The organism is Tessaracoccus pujii (assembly GCF_054483895.1).
The window spans coordinates 3,272,519-3,290,869 of the sequence record NZ_CM137012.1 but is presented as its reverse complement, the minus strand read 5'-3'; the positions used below and the strand labels follow the sequence as shown (position 1 = coordinate 3,290,869).

The following is an 18,351-nucleotide window of genomic DNA, read 5'->3' as shown; positions in this document are numbered from 1 at the left end:
GGGGAACCGCGAAGAAGGAGCCTGGTTCCCCGGAACATGGAATCGCGCGAGCGAAGCGAGCACCGCGGGGCGAAGATGGACGCACGGGGCCGGAGCCCCGTGTTGGGTCACGGGGGCGCACGGGGGGCTTGCCCCCCGTGCGGGGGGTTCACGGGGGGCTCGCCCCCCGTGTGCTAGTTGTAGAGCGGGCCGAACTGCGCGCAGGCGCGGTAGTCGGCTCCCTCCAGATCGGCGGTGCCGAAGCCCAGCCAGTTCTTCGGCCGGAAGATCCGCTCACGTGACACGTTGTGCATGTTCACAGGGATGCGGAGCATCGAGGCCAGCGTGATCAGCTGGTGTCCGATGTGGCCGTAGGTGATGGCTCCGTGGTTGGAGCCCCAGGCGTTCATCACGTCATAGACGGACGTGAAGGCGCCCTCGCCGGTGATGGTGGGCACGAACCAGGTGGTGGGCCACCCGGGATCGGTCCGCAGCTCGATAGTCTTGGCCGCTTCGTCGGGCAGTTCGACGGTGTAGCCCTCGGCCAGCTGCATCACGGGACCCAGCCCGTCGACCCAGTTGATGCGCGTCATGGTCACGGGCACGTCCCCGGCGGAGCGGAAGTGCGTCGAGAAGCCGCCGCCGCGGAAGTAGCCCATGTTGGCCGGGTGGAACGTGGTGGCCTCGGTCATGGCGGAGATGTCCTGATCTGTCAGGTCCCACCAGGGCTTGATGACGTGGTCGCCCTCGTCGTCGGTGGCCGCCAGCGTGCCGTCCAGCGTCGTGGCGCCGGAGTTGCGCAGGTCGATCACACCGCCGGCGGCACGCCCCTCCGGGCGGTGCCCGGTGACCCGCTCGATGGCGTCCGCGCTCCAGTAGGTGCGCACGTCCGAGAAGATCTGCGCCCGGTTCGTGAGCAGATAGTTGACCATCATGGAGGCGCCGTTGAGGTTGTCGTTCTCCGTGGCCATGAGGCTGGGGCGGCGCTTGCCGTTCCAGTCGAACTGCGTGTTGACCAGGGTCTCCATCAGGTCGCCGTTGGGCAGGTAGTCCGTCCACTGGCGCTGGCCCTGGAAGCCGGAGATCAGCGCGCCGTGGCCGCCGGCCTCCTCCTCGAAGCCCATCTCGGCGAGCTTCGGGTTGCCCTCCATGAGGTCGCGGCCGATGAGCACCATCTTGGTGCTGTAGGCCCACCATGCCTCATGCTCCTCGGCCGAGGCCTGCCACTCCTCGGGGTTGAAGTCCTCGCCCTGGGTGAGGTTCTCGCGGACCCACGCGTAAGCGGCCTCGTACTCGTCCTTGTCGTAGATGCCCTGCTCGATCCGGCGCTCGATCTCCACCATGTCGACGTACTCGTTGCGCATGCCCAGGTAGTAGTTCCAGAACTCCTCCTTGACCACGCAGCCGGCGATACCCATCGACACTCCACCGATGGAGAGATACGACCTGCCCTTCATGAGCGCGACGGCCAGACCGGCACCCGCGTAGTCCAGCAGCCGCTGGCGCACCTCGGAGGGCACGGAATCGTCGTCTGCGTCCTGGACCTCTTCGCCGTAGATGCCGAAGGCGGGGATGCCCAGCTGGGTGTGGCCGGCAAGGGCAGCCGCGAGGTACACGGCGCCCGGGCGCTCGGAGCCGTTGAAGCCCCAGATGGCGTGCGGAATGGCGCGATCCATGTCGATCGTCTCGGACCCGTACGCCCAGCACGGCGTGACCGACAGCGTGAGCCCGACGTTCTCGCGGCGGAACTTCTCCGCGCAGGCCTGCGCCTCGGAGACGCGCCCGATGGTGGAGTCAGCGATGACGACCTGCACGGGGCTGCCGTCGGGGTATCGCAGCTCCGCCTCGTAGAGTTCCTTGACCCGCAGAGCCATGTTCATGGTCTGGTCTTCAAGGCTCTCGCGGACGCCGCGTCGACGGCCGTCGATGATGGGGCGAATGCCGATCCTGGGGTAGTTGGTCACGAATCACACCTTCTTTGTTTCTTCTTTGTGAGGTTCTTCGGTGGTGTCTGGACGTGGGCCGGGGTGGGCCCTGACGGACCCACCCCGGCGTCACTCACTCGTACAGGTTTGCGGCGATCTCAGGATCGTCGATGTTGCTGGCGTCGTACCAGGCGAAGCCGGAGTCGATGATCTTCGGCAGTTCCTGTCCGTTGATGGCCTTGATGGCCGCCACGACGGTCTCGTAGCCCATCTTCACGGGCGACTGGGTGATGGCACCGGCCTCCTGGCCGCTGCGGATGGCGTCGAGCTGGGCCTTGCCGGAGTCGAAGCCGACCACCTTGAGTTCCTTGCCGGACTCGATGGTGCCCTGGAGGGCGCCGATGGCCGAGGCCTCGTTGGAGCCGTAGATGCCGGTGATGTCCGCGTTGGCCTGGATGAGCGCCTTGGCGGTGTTGGCGGCGAGGCCGACCTCACCCGCGTACTGCGGCGGCAGCACCTTGATGTCGGGTGCGTTGGCTGCCATGTACTCCTGGAAGCCCTCGCACCGCTGCTTGCCGGTGGCCGAGGTCTGGTCGTGGCAGACCATGCCGACTGTGCCCTTTCCGCCCAGCAGCTCCACCATGTTCTTGGCAGCCTCAGCAGCGGCGGCCTTGTTGTCGGTGGAGACGGTGGTCAACGGGATGTCGGAGTCCACGCCGGAGTCGAAGGCGATGATCGGGATGTTCGCGGCCTGGATCTCCTCGAGCACCGGGCCGGCTGCGCCGGAGTCCAGTGCGGCGAAGCCGATGGCGGCGGGCTGCTGCTGGAGTGCGGTGCGGAGCTGGTCGAGCTGCTGCGTGACGGCCTGCTCGTTCTCCGGGCCGACGAACTCGACCTTGTACTTGTATTCCTCGCCGGCTTCCTCAGCGCCCTGCTTGACTGCCTGCCAGAAGCGGTGCTGGAAGCCCTTTGACACCAGGTAGATGGTCTGGGTGCCATCGCCCATGGGGACTTCGCCCTCGGCGGGCGCCGAGGATTCGGCCGGAGCGGAGGACTCGGCCGGCGCGGACGAGCTGGTGCTTTCCGCCGGGGCCGGAGCCGACGACGTGGGGGTCGAGGAGGTGGAGCAGGCCGTGAGGCCCAGGACGAGCACTGACGACATTGCCAGTGCGGAGCGCAACATGCGCATGGCGGTTTCCTTTCGGTTCTGGGAGGACCGCCCTCCCATGAGGTGGATGAAGTTGTGAGGGTCTAGACGGCAGAGGCGCGCTGGCGGCGCACGATGTCCGCGTAGACGGCCAAGAGGACGACGACGCCAGTGACGACGAGCTGCCACTGCTGGGCGACGCCCATCATCTGCAGCCCGACGGTCAGCGTCATCATGAGCAGTGCGCCCATCATGGTGCCGACGATGTTGGCACGGCCGCCTGACAGCGACGTGCCGCCGATGACCACAGCCGCGATGACCTGCAGTTCCATGCCCAGGCCCTCCGCGGGCTGAACGAAGCCGAACCGGCCGGAGTAGAGGATGGCGCCGAGGGCGGTGAAGATGCCGGCGGTGATGTAGACCAGCGCCTTCCACAGCTTGACGTTGATGCCGGAGAGCCGGGTGGCCTCCTCGTTGGAGCCGATCGCCAGTGCGTAGCGGCCCAGCAGCGTCTTGCCCAGGATCACGGCGGCGACGATGCCGAGGAGCACGAAGATCAGCGCCGCGTTCGACAGGAAGGGGATGATCCGCCCGTTGGAGATGAGCGAGTAGTCCGGGTTGGCGATCTTGATCGACGAGGCGTTGGAGATGATCAACGAGAGACCTCGGGTCACCATCATCATCGCCAGCGTGGCGATGAACGGCGGGATGTGCAGGTACGCGATCAGGAAGCCGTTGACCATGCCCATCACCGCTCCCACGAGGATCGTGAGGAGGAGGCCGATGCCGAGCGGGAGGTTCATGAACTCCGCCGACATGAAGACGCCCGCCATGACCGCGGTGAACGTCATGCCCGTGCCGGCCGACAGATCGATGCCGCCGGTGCCGATGACGAACGTGGCTCCCAGCGCGATCGTGCCGATCGCAGCGGCCTGGAGCAGGATGTTGGGGATCACGACGCCGGCGTTGAAGTTGGGGGCGAAGACCATGAAGAACACAAAGACGACGATCAGCGCTGCGAAGACGAACAGCTGCTGAAGCGAGGACTTGAGGAACGTCCGAATCTGTGACTGCTGGGCAGGGGCGGCCTTGGAGGCGGCTTCAGTGCTCACGCTGCGTTTCCTTTCAACTGAGCCTTGCCGACGGTGGCGAGCTCCATGATGTTCTCCTGAGTGGCGTCCTCGTTGTCGAGGAATCCCGTGATGTGGCCGTGGGCCATGACCGCGATGCGGTGCGAGACCCGCAGCACCTCCGGCAGTTCGGATGAGATGACGACGATCGCCTTGCCCTGGCCGGACAGCTGCTCAATGAGGTTGTAGATCTCCTCCTTGGCGCCGACGTCGATGCCTCGGGTGGGCTCGTCGAAAATCAGCACGTCGCAGTTGCGCACCAGCCACTTGGCGATGACCACCTTCTGCTGGTTACCGCCCGAGAGCTTGCCGAGCAACTGGTTGACGTTGGGCGTCTTGACCCGGAGCTTCTTCGAGTACTCGGTGCCCACGGTGCGGATCTTGCCGTCGAGGATGAAACCGCCGATGTGGAAGTCCTTCATGGCCGCCATAGCCGTGTTGGCCTTGACGTCCTGGTCCAACAGGACTCCGAACTGCTTGCGGTCCTCCGAGAGGTAGCCGATCCCGGCCCGGACCGCGTCGGCCGCCGTCCGGATGCCCACCTTCTTCCCGTGCAGCGAAATCTCTCCGCTGGTGCGGGGATCCGCGCCGAAGACGGCCCGGGCCACCTCGGTGCGACCGGCGCCCATCAGCCCGGCGAATCCCAGTACCTCGCCCTTGCGGACCTCGAAGCTGACGTCGCGCACCAGCTTCGTGGTGTTGAGACCCTCGACCTTGAGGACCACCTCGTCGGAGACCGGCTTGGTGCGGGGGCGCGCGTCGCCCGAGACCTCGCGGCCCACCATCATCGAGATGATCTCGCGGATCTCCACATCCTTGGTGACGACGGTGCCGATGTACTGGCCGTCGCGCAGCACGGACACACGGTCCGTGATCTCCTCGATCTCCGGCATGCGGTGGGAGATGTAGATCAGCCCGGTCTCCGGGGTGACGAAGTCACGGATCATGCCGAAGAGCGCGTCGGTCTCGGCGAGCGTGAGGGCCGCCGTCGGCTCGTCCATGACGAGGATGCGCGAGTCATAGGACATCGCGCGGGCGATCTCCACCATCTGCTGCCGCGCGACCGACAGGTCCCGCACGTAGGTCTTGGGGTTGAGGTTCATGCCGAGGCGCTCGATCAGGTCCGCGGCGTCGCGGTTGAGCTTGGCGTCGTCGATGTAGCCGCCCTTGTGGCTGCCGGGACGGCCGAGAAACAGGTTCTGCGCCACAGTGAGATCCGGCACCATGTTGAGTTCCTGGTGGATGATGCTGAGCCCCAGGTCCCGCGCGTGGTTGGTGTTGCGTACCTCCACCTGCTTGCCCTGCAGCCAGATCTCCGCCCCCGGATCCGGGGTGTAGATGCCTGTGAGGATCTTCATCAGGGTGGACTTGCCCGCGCCGTTCTCACCGCACAGACCGAGCACCTCGCCCGCATTGAGATCCAGGTGGACGTTGCTCAGCGCCTTGACGCCGGGGAACGTCTTCGAGACGTTCTTCAGCTCTAGAAGTGTGGTCACACGTACTCCTTCGTACCTGCCGGGCCCCGGGCGGAACCGCCCGACCAGCAACGATGTTAACGCTATCTTACGGGCGTGGTGTTGGCCAGCGCCGTTATAGAAGTGTGATGAACCGATACCCACTGGGGTATACGATGGCGCCCATGAACCTACGCACACCACTCCTCGCCCTCGTCATTGCCCTGGCCGCCCTGGTGGGGCTCAGCGCATGCTCAGACGCCGGCGCTGATACCGCGCGCACGGCTATCTCCGACGGCGCAGCCGTGATCGACGTGCGGACTCCGGCCGAGTACGACAGCGGGCACCTCGACGGAGCGCTCAACATCGACGTCCAGGCCGCGGACTTCGCGGACCGCGTCGGAGAACTCCCGAAGGACGACACCTACGTCGTCTACTGCCGTTCCGGCAGCCGCTCGGCGGCCGCTATCGACATCATGGAGGACCTCGGCTTCACCAACCTCGTCGACGGCGGCGCGTACGCGTCACTGAAGTAGCCCGAGCCAGAAACGGCGAGTGGCCGGCCCCCGAAGGGACCGGCCACTCGCCGTGTGAACCGTGGTTCAGCTCACTTGGCGCCCATCGTGGTGCCGGCGGAGCGGAGGTTCTCGCACGCCTCGACGATACGGGCGGCCATGCCGGCCTCGGCCAGCTTGCCCCACGCGCGCGGGTCGTAGTGCTTCTTGTTGCCGACCTCACCGTCGATCTTCAGCACGCCGTCGTAGTTGCGGAACATGTGCTCCACCACCGGACGGGTGTACGCGTACTGCGTGTCGGTGTCGATGTTCATCTTGATGACACCGAAGTCCACCGCGTCGGAGATCTCCTGAGCGGTGGAGCCGGAGCCGCCGTGGAAAACCAGGTCGAACGGCTTGTCCTTGCCGTACTTGGCGCCGACGGCGTCCTGGATCTCCTTGAGGACCTCGGGACGCAGCTTGACCGCACCGGGCTTGTACACGCCGTGCACGTTGCCGAAGGTCAGCGCCGTCATGTAACGACCCTTCTCACCCAGGCCGAGCACCTCGGCGGTGCGCATGCCGTCCTCGATGGTGGTGTAGAGCTTGTCGTTGATTTCAGCGGAGACGCCGTCCTCTTCGCCACCGACGACGCCGACCTCGATCTCGAGGATGATGTTGGCGGCCTTGGTGAGGGCCAGCAGCTCGTCAGCGATCTGCAGGTTCTCCTCCATCGGCACCGCGGAACCGTCCCACATGTGGGACTGGAACAGGGGCAGCAGGCCGTTCTTCACGCGCTCGGCCGAGATGGCCAGCAGCGGACGGACGAACGAGTCCAGCTTGTCCTTGGGGCAGTGGTCGGTGTGCAGCGCGATCTGGATGGGGTAGTTCTTCGCCACCTCCGCCGCGTAGGCCGCGAGCGCGGCTGCGCCGACGACCTTGTCCTTGATGGTGGAACCGGACGCGTACTCGGCGCCGCCTGTGGACACCTGGATGATGCCGTCAGAGCCAGCCTCCGCGAACCCCTGGATGGCCGCGGTCACCGTCGACGACGAGGTGATGTTGATGGCCGGGTACGCGAACTTGTTCGCCTTGGCCCGATCGAGCATCTCGGCGTAGATCTCGGGAGTAGCAATGGGCATGGATGCCTCTTTTCTGAGTGAGACTTCTGGTCGGCCCAACCCTATCGCCTCGCATCCCCCCGGGGGAGGCCGGGGTCACGCCGGCACGTCCGGGAGCGCCGCGTCCGAGGCTCGGCATGCGTGTTCAGCAGGCGCCTAGAGCACCCTGTCGAGGGCGCGGACATCCAGGCCCACTCGCCCCAGCGAGTACGCGCGGGCGGCGGAGTCGATGACAGCCGGGGTTGCGTCGAGGAAACTCAGCGGCACCTTCGCGACGGGGCCGGCGGCGGTCTCGAGCACCATGGATGGGCCGGCGCCGGACAGCCCCCCGCCGAGCTTGAGCGCGGCCACGCGGTCCCAGGGCACGAGCGCGGCGGGCGGCGTGATGAACTCGACCCCGTCGTGATCGAAGAAGAACGCCACGCCGTCGTGGATGCGGCCGAGGTCACGCTTGGCGCGCTGCAGCCCGACGATGGAGATCGCCAGCCAGAACACCGACGATCCCACCCAGAGGGCGACCATCGCGATGGTCCACTCCTGCGGCCAGTCGCGGCCCAGGGTCAGGATGATGACGGCCAGGATGGCCAGCGAGACGAGGGTGGAGATGACCCGCCAGCGCAGGGCACCGCGTTTCTGCGTCACGCGTGCCGCCGTCGGGAGAGGGGTCAGGCCCGCCGCGAACCGCTCTGACTGCATGCCCGCCACAATAGCGTCCAGGTCAGTGGGGAGCGGCGTGCTGGAGGGTCCAGTGGTACATCGCGATCGCCGCGGCTGCACCTGCGTTCATCGAGCGGGTCGAGCCCCGCTGCGTGATGGCGACGAGACGCTCGCAGCCCTCGACCATCGCGTCAGTCAGGCCCGGCCCCTCGGAACCGAACACGAGGCAGCAACGCTCCGGCAGCTGGGCCGATTCGAGCGGCACCGACCCCGGCAGGTTGTCCACGCCGACCGGGGTCACGCCCTCCCCTGCCAGGTACGCCAGGAGCGAGGCCTCGTCGTCGTGGTGGAGGACATGGAGGTAGCGGTCCGTGACCATGGCGCCGCGACGGTTCCACCGCCTTCGGCCCACGATGTGCACCGCCGCGACATTGAACGCGTTCGCCGTCCTCACGATCGAGCCGATGTTGAAATCGTGCTCCCAGTTCTGGATGGCCACGTGCAGCGGTACCCGGGTCCGGTCCAGGTCCGCGACGATCGCCGCCAGCCTCCAGTACCGGTATTGGTCGACGACGTTGCGGCGATCCCCCTCGGCCAACAGCTCGGGGTCCAGGTGGTCACCCTCGGGCCAGGGCAGGGGGTGCGGCTCCACGCCGACGGCGGGCGCCGTCGGATCCTCGGGTACTGACTCGGTCACGAGGCGAGCTTGTCCCAGTTGACTCAGCGAGGCAAACCAGGAACGCGACAGCGCCCCGGCTAATAGCCGGGGCGCTGCGTGCTGCGGAGGATCAGGCCTGCTGGATGGCCGAGATCTCGACCTCGATGGTGACCTTGTCCGAGACGAGGAAGCCACCGGTCTCAAGCGCGGCGTTCCAGGTGAGACCGAAGTCCGAGCGGAGGATCTGCGTGGAGCCCTCGAAGCCGACGCGGGTGTTGCCGAAGGGGTCCTTCGCGGAGCCCTGGTACTCGAGCGGGAGGGTGATGGAGCGGGTGGTGTCCTTGATGGTGAGGTCACCGGTCACCTCGACGACGTCGCCCTTGACCGCGAAGCCGGTGCCCTTGAAGGTCCAGGTGGGGAAGTTCTCGACGTCGAAGAAGTCGGCGGAGCGGACGTGACCGTCGCGGTCGGCGTTGCGGGTATTGATCGAGGCGGCGTCGATGGTGACCTCGAGGGAGGTGTTGGCGGGGTTCGCGGCGTCGACGGTGGCCGAGCCCTCGAACTTCTCGAAGGACCCGCGGACCTTGGTGACCATGGCGTGGCGGGCCACGAAGGAGAGCGCGGAGTGGGAGGGGTCGATAACGAAGGTGCCGTTGAGTTCGTTGAGGTTCATGTGGGTGTCCTTTCGTGGGCTGTTGGTACAACCCTAAACTAGGTTTGTTGAAATGTCAACGAGTATTGCCGACTTCATTCTCTGGGTAGCGGAAGGGCCCGCCCCCTCGTCGGAATGCGGGCCCCTCCACGGCTCCTGGTCAGCTGGTGAACGGCGGCCGGTACCCGCCCTCGCCCGCCTGCTGCGCGGGCGGCGGCACCACCGGCTGGCCCTCGGGTTCCTGCTGGGCGCGCTGGGGCGCCTGATAGGGCTGGGCGAGCTCGTCCTGGCGCGGTGCCTGGATCTGCTGTTGCGCCGGCTCCGGCGCCCCCGCCGGGCGCTGCGAGATCTCGCCGAAGTTCACATCAGGAGCCTGGCGCACCATCGGGTCGTTGACCTCGAAGTACGTGGCCTTCTCGAACTTCGCGAAACCGGCGATGATGTTGCTCGGCACGGACTCGATGCGCGTGTTGTAATCACGCACGTTGGCGTTGTAGAACCTACGCGAGGCGGCGATGCGGTCCTCGGTGTCCGTCAGCTCGCGCTGCAGCTCGAGGAAGTTGGTATTCGACTTCAGATCCGGGTACGCCTCCACCGACACGAGCAGGTTGTGCACGGCCTGCGTCAGCTCGGACTCGACGGCGGCGCGTTGCTCGCTGGGCTGCCCGTGGCTCTGCTGGGACAACGAACGGGCCGTGTTGCGCAGCGCCGTGATCTGCTCCAGCGTGTTGCGCTCGTGGGCCGCGTAGCCGCGCACCGTCTCCACCAGGTTGGGGATCAGCTCGTAGCGGCGGTTGAGCTCCACGTCGATCTGGCGCCACGACTCCTGGATGAGGTTGCGGCTCTTGACGAAGCCGTTGTAGGCCCCGACGCCCCAGCCCACCACCGCGAGCGCGATGACGACCAGGACGATGAGGATAATCAGGATGGTGTCCACAGGGATCTCCTTAGATCAGTCGTCTTCACGGTAGCGCAGGCGAGGATTCAGGCGCAGCACCCGACTGCTCACATCTGGTGATGGGAGTCCAGGAACTGGTAGACCTCGGTGTCGTCGACGCCGGGGAAGGTGCCGGGCGGCAGTGCGGCCAGAAGGTGAGCGTGCGTGCGGGCGCTGGGCCACGCGTAACCGGACCACTTCGACGCCAGGTCCTCGGGCGCCCGTCGGCAGCACGTCGGGTCCGGGCACGTGGAGACCGAGTGCTCGCGGGTGTCTCGGCCGCGGAACCACTTCGAGTCGCGGTAGCGCACGCCGATGCCGGTGGAGAAGTAGCCGGAGCTGGTCTGCTCCACCCGCGCCGTGCACCAGAACGTGCCGGTGGGTGTGTCGGTGTACTGGTTGAAGGCGTTGAACTTGTCCGCCACCCCGAACACCTCGCGCGAGGTCCAGTAGCGGCAGGCCGGCTGTCCCTCGATGGCACCCAGGTTGTCCTTGGGGAAGGCGACGCCGTCGTTCTCGTAGGCCTTGTAGATGATCCCGGACTCGTGCACGCGCTGGAAGTGCACCGGGATGCCGAGGTGCCTGGTGGCCAGGTTCGTGAAACGGTGTGCGGCCGCCTCATAGCTCACGCCGAAGATGTCGCGGAGGTCCTCCACCGAGAGCTCCCGGCGCTCCTTCGCCGCCCGCAGGAACTCGACGGCGGGCTCCTCCGGGAGCAGAAGTGCGGCGGCGAAGTAGTTGGTCTCGATGCGTTGCCGGAGGAAGTCGCCGTAGCTGCTGGGCGGCGAATGCTCCAGGATGTGGTGACCAAGGGCCTGGAGCAGCACGGATCGCGGCTCGTACTCGCCGGACCTCGCGGCGGCCAGGTAGATCCGCTTGCTCTTGAGGTCCGTCACCGACCTGGTCGAATGCGGCAGGTCGCTGACGTGGTGCAGCGTGAAGCCGAGGTGGGCGGTGATCTCCCCGATGAGGTGCTGCGAGAGCGGTCCTCCCACGTACCCGCCTCGCTTCAGCAGGCTCGCAGCCTCCTCCTCGATCGAGCCGAAGTAGTTGTCGCGGGCCCGCATCTCGTCGCGCAGCTGCGCGTTGGCCCGGCGCGCCTCCTCCGGGGTGGCCATGCGCTCGGCGGCGTCGTGGGCGAGTTCGCGATGGAGCGCCACCAGCGCCTCCAGCACGTCCAGCGGCATGCGCGGGGAGATCCGCACCGCGGGCAGTCCCTTGGCCTGTGCCAGGGGCGCCCGCATGAGGCGGTCGAGTTCGATCTCCAGCTGGGTCCGACGGCTGGGCACGGGGGCGGTCAGATCCTCGAGCGTGGCGCCGTAGACCCGGGCGAGGGTCTGGAGATGCGACGGCTTGGCCTCACGCTTGCCGTTCTCCATGAGTGACAACTGCGACGGCGCCAGCCCGGACTGCTCGGCCACCTGGCTGAGGGTCAACCCGCGCTCCTTGCGGAGGTGGCGCAGCCGCCTGCCCAGGGAAAACGGGTCGAAAGGGCCCTCGGCGTCCCCGCCTGGAGCGCGTTGCGCATCGTCGACTGGCATGAAGTTCAGCCTAGCGGAATTTCTGCATTTCTTTACGAGAAATACTTCTAGGAATTGCTGTCACAGCGGCGGAGGATCGTCACATCGCAAGGCACACGGCAGCAGGGACGCTGCCCCACCCGGAAGGACTCCCGATGATCACCGAACCCATGTCCGCAGAGCTGCTCGAGTACGACTGGCGCATCAACCCCCGCTGGGCCCACGTGCAGCGCGACTTCACGGCTGAGGACGTCGTCCGACTGCGTGGCCGCGTCCAGGAGGAGCACACGCTGGCCCGACGCGGCGCCGAGAAGCTCTGGCACCAGCTGCACAACGAGGACTTCATCAACGCGCTCGGCGCACTGACGGGCAACCAGGCCGTGCAGCAGGTCAAGGCCGGCCTCAAGGCCATCTACCTCTCCGGCTGGCAGGTGGCCGCCGACGCGAACCTCTCGGGACACACCTACCCCGACCAGTCGCTCTACCCGGCCAATTCCGTGCCGCAGGTGGTCCGCCGCATCAACAACGCGCTGCTGCGTGCGGACCAGATCGAGCACGCCGAGGGCATCCGCACGGTGGAGGACTGGCTGGTCCCCATCGTCGCCGACGCCGAGGCGGGCTTCGGCGGCACGCTCAACGCCTACGAGTTGATGAAGGCCATGATCGCCGCCGGCGCGTCGGGCGTGCACTGGGAGGACCAACTCGCCTCCGAGAAGAAGTGCGGCCACCTGGGCGGCAAGGTGCTCATTCCCACCCAGCAGCACGAGCGCACCCTCAATGCGGCCCGCCTCGCCGCGGACGTGGCCGGGGTGCCGACGGTGATCATCGCGCGCACCGACGCCGAAGCGGCCACGCTCATCACGTCGGACGTGGACGAACGCGACCAGGAGTTCATCACCGGAGACCGGACCAGCGAGGGCTTCTTCAAGGTCCGCCCCGGCATGGAGCCCAGCATCGCCCGCGGCAAGGCCTACGCGAAGTACGCCGACCTGCTGTGGATGGAGACCGGCGTCCCGGACCTGGCTGCGGCACGTGAGTTCGCCGAGGCCATCAAGGCCGAACACCCGGACCAGATGCTGGCCTACAACTGCTCACCGTCGTTCAACTGGCGCAAGCACCTCGACGACGCCACCATCGCGAAGTTCCAGCGCGAGCTGGGCGCGATGGGCTACACCTTCCAGTTCATCACGCTGGCCGGATTCCACGCGCTCAACTACTCGATGTTCGAGCTGGCGCAGGGCTACGCCACCCGCAACATGAGCGCCTACGTGGAGCTGCAGGAGCGCGAATTCGCCGCCGAGGAACGCGGCTACACGGCGACCCGGCACCAGCGCGAGGTGGGCACCGGCTACTTCGACACCATCGCCGCCGCCATCAACCCCGCCAGCTCGACCACCGCACTCGAGGACTCCACAGAGTCCGCCCAGTTCTGACACCACCTCGCTGAAGAGAAGGAGCACTCCCATGACGATCACCCTGACCGCCCCCGCACACACCCACACCGCCCAGGACACCCATGCCCCCGTCGGGCGGCTCTGGGTGGACCGGAGCCTCGTGGACTTCGTCGACAGCGAGGCGCTGCCCCTGACGGGCGTGTCGCGGGAGCGGTTCTGGGCCGGATTCGAGAGCCTCTTCACCAACTTCTCGGGCCGCAACCGGGCCCTCCTCGCGGAGCGCGAGCGGATGCAGCGGGCCATCGACGAGTTTCATCGGGCCACCCCCGGCACGCCCTACGCGCCGCACTACCGACACCTGCTGAGGCAGATCGGCTACCTGCTGGACGAGCCCGAGGGCGTCCGGGCGACCACCACCGGCGTCGACACCGAGATCGCCGAGATGGCCGGCCCGCAGCTGGTGGTCCCGGTCACGAACCGAAGGTTCGCGATCAACGCCGCCAACGCCCGGTGGGGATCCCTCTACGACGCCCTCTACGGCACGGACGTGATCAGCGAGGACGACGGGGCGCAGCGTGAGGGGCGCTACAACCCCATCCGCGGCGGCCGTGTCATCGCCTGGGCGCGGGAGTTCCTCGACCGTGCGGCCCCGCTGGCGGCGGGGTCACATGCGGAGGTCATCCGCTACGAGGCCGGGTCGCGGCTGCGGGCCACGCTCACGTCGGGGCAGGTCGTCGACCTGGCTGACCCCGAGTCGTACGCGGGGTATTCGGGGGCGCCCGACGCGCCGACGTCCGTCGTGATCCAGCACAACGGACTCGGCATCGAGCTGCGGATCGATCCGGCCGGCCGGATCGGGCGCGACGACCCCGCCGGCATCGACGACATCGTCCTGGAGTCCGCCGTCACCGCGATCATGGACTTCGAGGACTCGGTGGCCACAGTCGACGGGCCGGACAAGGTCCTCGGCTACCGCACGTGGCTGCAGCTCAACGACGGTAGCGCGGCGGAGGAGATGGACAAGGGCGGCCGCTCGTTCCTGCGGACCCTCGCCGACGACCCGCGCTTCACCCGCCCCGACGGCGGCGAGCTGCGGTTGCACGGCCGGGCGCTCATGCTGTGCCGCAACGTCGGCCACCTCATGACCACGCCGGCCGTCCTCGACGCCGAGGGCCGCGAGCTGCCCGAGGGCATTCTCGACGCGCTGGTCACGAGCCTGTGCGCCATCCCTGGCCTGTCGTCGGACAACGACCGCCGCAATTCGCGCAGCGGGTCCATCTACATCGTCAAGCCCAAGCAGCACGGGCCGGCCGAGGTGGCCTTCACCACAGACCTGTTCGGCGCCGTCGAGGACATCCTGAGCCTGCCGCGCACCACCATCAAGATGGGCATCATGGACGAGGAGCGACGCACCACGCTCAACCTCATGGCCTGCATCAACGAGGCGGCCGACCGGATCATCTTCATCAACACCGGGTTCCTGGACCGGACCGGCGACGAGATCCACACCTCGATGGAGGCGGGGCCGATGATCCGCAAGGCGGAGATGAAGCAGGCCTCCTGGATGGCCGCGTACGAGGACTGGAACGTCGACATCGGCCTCGCGAGCGGGTTGCCCGGCCGGGCGCAGATCGGCAAGGGCATGTGGGCCAAGACCGACCTGATGGCCGACATGGTGGCAGAGAAGATCGGGCACCCCTCCTCGGGGGCCACCACGGCGTGGGTTCCCTCCCCCACCGCCGCGACCCTGCACGCCACGCACTACCACCGCGTCGACGCCCGGGCCCGCCAGGGCGAGATCGCGGCGGGGGGGCGGCGGGCGACCCTCGACGATCTGCTCGAGATCCCGCTGGCGCCCCACACGCGCTGGACGCCCGAGGAGCGTCAGCAGGAGGTGGACAACTCGTGCCAGTCCATCCTGGGTTACGTCGTCCGCTGGATCGAGCAGGGCGTCGGCTGCTCGAAGGTGCCCGACATCACGGACACCTCCTTGATGGAGGACCGCGCCACCTGCCGGATCAGCTCCCAGATGCTCGCCAACTGGATCCGGCACGGGATCGTCTCGGAGGCGTTCGTGCTGCAGTCGCTCAAGCGGATGGCGGCCGTCGTCGACGCGCAGAACGCCGACGACCCGGCGTACCTGGCCATGGCGCCGACGGCGGGGAGTTCGTTCGAGGATTCGATCGCGTGGTGCGCGGCGCGGGACCTGGTGCTGCAGGGCACGTGGCAGCCGTCGGGCTACACCGAGCCGATCCTCCACGCGAGGCGTCGCGAGTTCAAGGCGAGGTTCGGGATCAGCTGAGGCCCCTGCCCTCTGAGGGGGGCTCAGTCGCTCGCGCCTAGGCGGAGGACTCTCAGAGGCCGAGGTCCGCGAGGTCCACGGCGTAGCGGTACTCGAGGCCGGCGTCGCCCACCTTCTCGGCGGCGCCGGTGCCGCGATCCACCACGACGGCGACAGCGACCACCTCTCCCCCGGCCTCGCGGACGGCCTCGACGGCCGTGAGGGCCGAGCCCCCCGTCGTGGAGGTGTCCTCGACCACGAGGACCCGCCGGCCCGCCACCTCGGTGCCCTCGATGCGGCGCTGCATGCCGTGGCCCTTGGCCGACTTGCGGACTACGAAGGCGTCCAGCCGGCCGCCCTCGGCGGCCTTCGCGTGCAGCATGGCCGTGGCGACGGGATCCGCCCCGAGAGTGAGCCCGCCGACGGCGTCGAAGTCCAGGTCCGCCACCAGCTCGTTCATCACGCGGCCCACCAGCGGTGAGGCTGCACCGTCGAGGGTGACGCGGCGCATGTCGATGTAGTAGTCGGCCTCCTTGCCGGAGGCGAGCGTCACCTTGCCGTGCACCACGGCCAGGTTCCTGATGTGGTCGACGAGTTCGCTGCGGTCTGTCATGTGGGCTCCGTGTTCTCCAGGACGCCGAATCCGACTGCGCGGTCCGGCGTATCGATGAGGTCTTCGTGGGTGGTCAGGGTGAGGATCGCCTCGGTGGGCGCGAGGTCCGGCTTGCCGGGGACGGGGTCGAGAACCCAGGACTCGTCGCGGTGCACGGTGAGCTGCGATGGGGGCAACGTGATCCGGTAGGTGTAGACGGCCTGGGCCGTTTCGATGATCACCTCGTCGCCCTCGGCTAGCTCAAGCACGCGGCCGAAGGGTTCCCCGTGCGTGATGCGCAGCCCCGCCAGGGCGGCGTTTCCCACCTGCCCGGGCAGCGCCGTCGACGGGTACCAGCCGACAGCCGCCTTCAACAGCTCAGTCTCGACGCCGGAGACGATGGGCCATTCGACGTCCTGGGACGGGATGCGCAGGATCCACGCCGGTTTTCCGGGCGCAGGAAGGGTGGGGACCGGGAGTTGCGGATCCTCGGGGGAATCCGGCGACGGTGTGGCTGAGGGTGTCGCGGCGTCCCAGGACGCGCGGAGCTCGGCGACGCTCTGGGCGGCGGCGCCTTGGGCGAGCCACGTGGTGCCGTAGATCTGCCAGCCGAGGAATCCGCTGACTGCGAGTGTCGCTGTGAGAAGCACGACCCCGAGGACGGCGAGGGGCGAGACCCCCGATCGCCCGGCGAGCGTCGGCTGGGGCTCCGCGGCTCGAGCCGGGGCCCCCATCGTCTCCCCGGAAGAGTCGGGAGCAGGGGCGCCGGGAGCCGGCTCCACGCCGTCGTCCGCGGCCCGCTTCGCTTCCATGGCGCCATTCTTCCCTACCCGGCCCACTCAGGCCCCGCCCACTCCCGCTGACTGCGCGCAGTGACTTCGGGCGTGGCGCCGCCGCTCACCGAGGGTCCTGCCCGGCGGTGGCGTGTGGTGACACGCGCGGCGTCCGCAGCAGCGGGACGCCAGTGCAGGGCCTGACGCTCAGGGAAGGGACCAGAGGGTGCCAGTTTGGGCACGATTCCGCGCGCGCGGGCCCTTCATTCACGACGTGGTGGGTGCAGCTAGGGGCACTCCTCCGTTCCTGAATGCCACCGACGTTCACAGGAGAGCGGCGCCCACTCCGCGGAGACGTGCCGGTAGTGCCGGTCACCCCGCCCCCGCCTGAGCGCAGAGGGCGGCACTGGGGCCCCGTCTCCGCGCACGAGCGTCCTGGACCCGGGCGTAACTGCAGGCCGGGGGCCCTCACCCCTCCGCGACACCCGCGGAGTCGAACGTCGCCATCTCCCGAAGGATCCGCGCAGCCGCCTGCACCGTCGGGAGGGCCAGCGCCGCGCCGGTGCCCTCGCCCAGGCGGAGGTCGAGGTCCACCAGCGGCTGCAGGTCCAGCCAGGTCAGCGCAGCCTTGATCCCTGGCTCGACGCCCGCGTGGCCCGCGATGAGGTAGCCGGTCACCGCTTCGTCGATCGCCGCCGCGACACACGCCGCGGACGCGGCGATCACACCGTCGATGATCACCGGCACCCGACGCGCCGCCGCGCCGAGGATGAACCCTGCCAGCGCCGCGTGCTCCAGACCGCCGACGGCGGCGAGCGCTCCCAGCGGATCCGTCGGGTCGGGGCGGTGCAGGGCCAGCGCGCCGTCGATCACCTGGATCTTCTTCGACAGCATGTCGTCGCCGGCGCCGGCCCCACGGCCCGTCACCGAGGTCACGGGCAGGCCCGAGAACGCCGCGATCAGCGCGCTTGCCGGCGTGGTGTTACCGATCCCCATCTCGCCGGTGAGAAGGATGTCGGCACCGGCGTCGATGGCCTCGTTGGCCGTCTCGATGCCCACCTCGAGGGCCGAACGGGCCTCGTCGAGCGTGAGCGCGGGCTCGACGGTGAAGTCGCGGGTCCCTCGCCGGACGTTGCGTGCGCGGATCCCCGGGTGGGCCGGGACCTCCGCCGCCACACCCACATCGGTCACCCAGACGTCGGCTCCCACCTGGCGGGCGATCGCATTGATCGCCGCGCCGCCGGAGGCGATGTTGAGCGCCATCTGGACCGTGACCTCCTGGGGCCAGGGGCTGATGCCCTGGGCACAGACGCCGTGATCGCCGGCGAACAGGCCGATCACCGCCCGCTGGGGAAGCGGGGGCGGGCAGGCGTCGGCGATGGCGGCGAGGCGGTTGCCGATCTCCTCCAGGCGGCCGAGGCTGCCCGGGGGCTTGGTGAGGCGCAGCTGGCGGGCCTCAGCTGCGGCAAGCGCGTGGGCGGAGGCGGGGCGGATGGCCGACAGGGTGTCATCGAGGAGGGTCATGGGTGTCCTTTCACGGATGGTTGTATGGCGTGGTGATTCCGCTCCTGGGTGGCACCGCGGAGGGGCGCCGGTTGGCGGGGGCCCTGGCCGGGCGCGACGCGGTGCTGTCGCTG

The 18,351-nt window shown here is 68.2% G+C and carries 16 protein-coding genes; 3 read left to right on the top strand and 13 right to left on the bottom strand.

What is annotated here, in order from left to right; all coding sequences use genetic code 11:
* Window positions 1-173: 173 nt before the first annotated feature.
* From ACX1D0_RS15310 to ACX1D0_RS15295, 4 genes are all read right to left on the bottom strand, one after another.
* The gene (locus ACX1D0_RS15310) at window positions 174-1,943 is read right to left on the bottom strand and encodes an L-fucose isomerase (RefSeq protein WP_459018855.1); all 1,770 of its coding nucleotides are present in this window, start codon (window positions 1,941-1,943) and stop codon (window positions 174-176) included.
* A 94-nt stretch (window positions 1,944-2,037) separates the two neighbouring features.
* Window positions 2,038-3,093: an ABC transporter substrate-binding protein gene (locus tag ACX1D0_RS15305; protein ID WP_459018854.1), complete on the bottom strand. Its 1,056-nt coding sequence runs from the start codon at window positions 3,091-3,093 to the stop codon at window positions 2,038-2,040.
* 62 nt (window positions 3,094-3,155) lie between these two features.
* Window positions 3,156-4,163, bottom strand: coding sequence for an ABC transporter permease (locus ACX1D0_RS15300; protein ID WP_459018853.1), 1,008 nt, complete (start codon window positions 4,161-4,163; stop codon window positions 3,156-3,158).
* A complete protein-coding gene (locus ACX1D0_RS15295) occupies window positions 4,160-5,677 on the bottom strand; it encodes a sugar ABC transporter ATP-binding protein (protein WP_459018852.1) in 1,518 nt (505 codons plus the stop codon). The genes ACX1D0_RS15300 and ACX1D0_RS15295 overlap by 4 nt, the downstream gene beginning before the upstream one ends.
* Window positions 5,678-5,820: 143 nt before the next feature.
* Here ACX1D0_RS15295 and ACX1D0_RS15290 point away from each other — a divergent pair, with 143 nt between their 5' ends.
* A complete protein-coding gene (locus tag ACX1D0_RS15290) occupies window positions 5,821-6,171 on the top strand; it encodes a rhodanese-like domain-containing protein (protein WP_459018851.1) in 351 nt (116 codons plus the stop codon).
* Window positions 6,172-6,242: 71 nt separating this feature from the next.
* On the opposite strand, the gene fbaA is transcribed toward ACX1D0_RS15290, so the two are convergent.
* The 6 genes from fbaA to ACX1D0_RS15260 all read right to left on the bottom strand — a co-directional run bounded on the left by fbaA (window position 6,243) and on the right by ACX1D0_RS15260 (window position 11,695).
* Window positions 6,243-7,271, bottom strand: coding sequence for a class II fructose-bisphosphate aldolase (gene fbaA / locus ACX1D0_RS15285; RefSeq protein ID WP_459018850.1), 1,029 nt, complete (start codon window positions 7,269-7,271; stop codon window positions 6,243-6,245).
* Between the two features lie 135 nt (window positions 7,272-7,406).
* Window positions 7,407-7,946 (bottom strand): hypothetical protein, encoded by a 540-nt coding sequence (locus ACX1D0_RS15280; protein ID WP_459018849.1) that lies wholly within the window; start codon window positions 7,944-7,946, stop codon window positions 7,407-7,409.
* A gap of 22 nt (window positions 7,947-7,968) precedes the next feature.
* Window positions 7,969-8,604, bottom strand: a complete 636-nt coding sequence (locus ACX1D0_RS15275) for a TrmH family RNA methyltransferase (RefSeq protein WP_459018848.1) — start codon at window positions 8,602-8,604, stop codon at window positions 7,969-7,971.
* A gap of 91 nt (window positions 8,605-8,695) precedes the next feature.
* Window positions 8,696-9,238 carry a YceI family protein gene (locus ACX1D0_RS15270; RefSeq protein ID WP_459018847.1) on the bottom strand — a complete coding sequence of 181 codons (543 nt, stop codon included), beginning with the start codon at window positions 9,236-9,238 and terminating at the stop codon, window positions 8,696-8,698.
* A gap of 139 nt (window positions 9,239-9,377) precedes the next feature.
* Window positions 9,378-10,154, bottom strand: a complete 777-nt coding sequence (locus ACX1D0_RS15265) for a LemA family protein (RefSeq protein WP_459018846.1) — start codon at window positions 10,152-10,154, stop codon at window positions 9,378-9,380.
* Between the two features lie 68 nt (window positions 10,155-10,222).
* Complete coding sequence (locus tag ACX1D0_RS15260) at window positions 10,223-11,695, bottom strand: helix-turn-helix domain-containing protein (protein ID WP_459018845.1); 1,473 nt, start codon at window positions 11,693-11,695, stop codon at window positions 10,223-10,225.
* Between the two features lie 134 nt (window positions 11,696-11,829).
* Here ACX1D0_RS15260 and aceA point away from each other — a divergent pair, with 134 nt between their 5' ends.
* Window positions 11,830-13,107 (top strand): isocitrate lyase, encoded by a 1,278-nt coding sequence (aceA, locus tag ACX1D0_RS15255; protein ID WP_459018844.1) that lies wholly within the window; start codon window positions 11,830-11,832, stop codon window positions 13,105-13,107.
* 31 nt (window positions 13,108-13,138) lie between these two features.
* Window positions 13,139-15,370, top strand: a complete 2,232-nt coding sequence (locus tag ACX1D0_RS15250) for a malate synthase G (protein ID WP_459018843.1) — start codon at window positions 13,139-13,141, stop codon at window positions 15,368-15,370.
* A 52-nt stretch (window positions 15,371-15,422) separates the two neighbouring features.
* Here the strand turns inward: ACX1D0_RS15250 and pyrE are convergent, their stop codons facing one another.
* The 3 genes from pyrE to cobT form a co-directional block, all read right to left on the bottom strand.
* The gene (gene pyrE, locus ACX1D0_RS15245; protein WP_459018842.1) at window positions 15,423-15,962 is read right to left on the bottom strand and encodes an orotate phosphoribosyltransferase; all 540 of its coding nucleotides are present in this window, start codon (window positions 15,960-15,962) and stop codon (window positions 15,423-15,425) included.
* Window positions 15,959-16,753, bottom strand: coding sequence for a class E sortase (locus tag ACX1D0_RS15240; protein WP_459018841.1), 795 nt, complete (start codon window positions 16,751-16,753; stop codon window positions 15,959-15,961). Before ACX1D0_RS15240 ends, pyrE begins: the two co-directional genes overlap by 4 nt.
* Before the next feature lie 429 nt (window positions 16,754-17,182).
* Window positions 17,183-18,238, bottom strand: a complete 1,056-nt coding sequence (gene cobT, locus ACX1D0_RS15235) for a nicotinate-nucleotide--dimethylbenzimidazole phosphoribosyltransferase (RefSeq protein ID WP_459018840.1) — start codon at window positions 18,236-18,238, stop codon at window positions 17,183-17,185.
* Window positions 18,239-18,351: the final 113 nt, after the last annotated feature.

Excerpts from the sequence above, each read along its gene's own strand:
- ACX1D0_RS15305 (WP_459018854.1), bottom strand. The coding sequence starts at position 3,093 with ATGCGCATGTTGCGCTCCGCACTGGCAATGTCGTCAGTGCTCGTCCTG.
- ACX1D0_RS15290 (WP_459018851.1), top strand. The coding sequence starts at position 5,821 with ATGAACCTACGCACACCACTCCTCGCCCTCGTCATTGCCCTGGCCGCC.
- fbaA (WP_459018850.1), bottom strand. The coding sequence starts at position 7,271 with ATGCCCATTGCTACTCCCGAGATCTACGCCGAGATGCTCGATCGGGCC.
- ACX1D0_RS15280 (WP_459018849.1), bottom strand. The coding sequence starts at position 7,946 with ATGCAGTCAGAGCGGTTCGCGGCGGGCCTGACCCCTCTCCCGACGGCG.
- ACX1D0_RS15270 (WP_459018847.1), bottom strand. The coding sequence starts at position 9,238 with ATGAACCTCAACGAACTCAACGGCACCTTCGTTATCGACCCCTCCCAC.
- ACX1D0_RS15260 (WP_459018845.1), bottom strand. The coding sequence starts at position 11,695 with ATGCCAGTCGACGATGCGCAACGCGCTCCAGGCGGGGACGCCGAGGGC.
- aceA (WP_459018844.1), top strand. The coding sequence starts at position 11,830 with ATGATCACCGAACCCATGTCCGCAGAGCTGCTCGAGTACGACTGGCGC.
- ACX1D0_RS15250 (WP_459018843.1), top strand. The coding sequence starts at position 13,139 with ATGACGATCACCCTGACCGCCCCCGCACACACCCACACCGCCCAGGAC.
- pyrE (WP_459018842.1), bottom strand. The coding sequence starts at position 15,962 with ATGACAGACCGCAGCGAACTCGTCGACCACATCAGGAACCTGGCCGTG.
- ACX1D0_RS15240 (WP_459018841.1), bottom strand. The coding sequence starts at position 16,753 with ATGGAAGCGAAGCGGGCCGCGGACGACGGCGTGGAGCCGGCTCCCGGC.
- cobT (WP_459018840.1), bottom strand. The coding sequence starts at position 18,238 with ATGACCCTCCTCGATGACACCCTGTCGGCCATCCGCCCCGCCTCCGCC.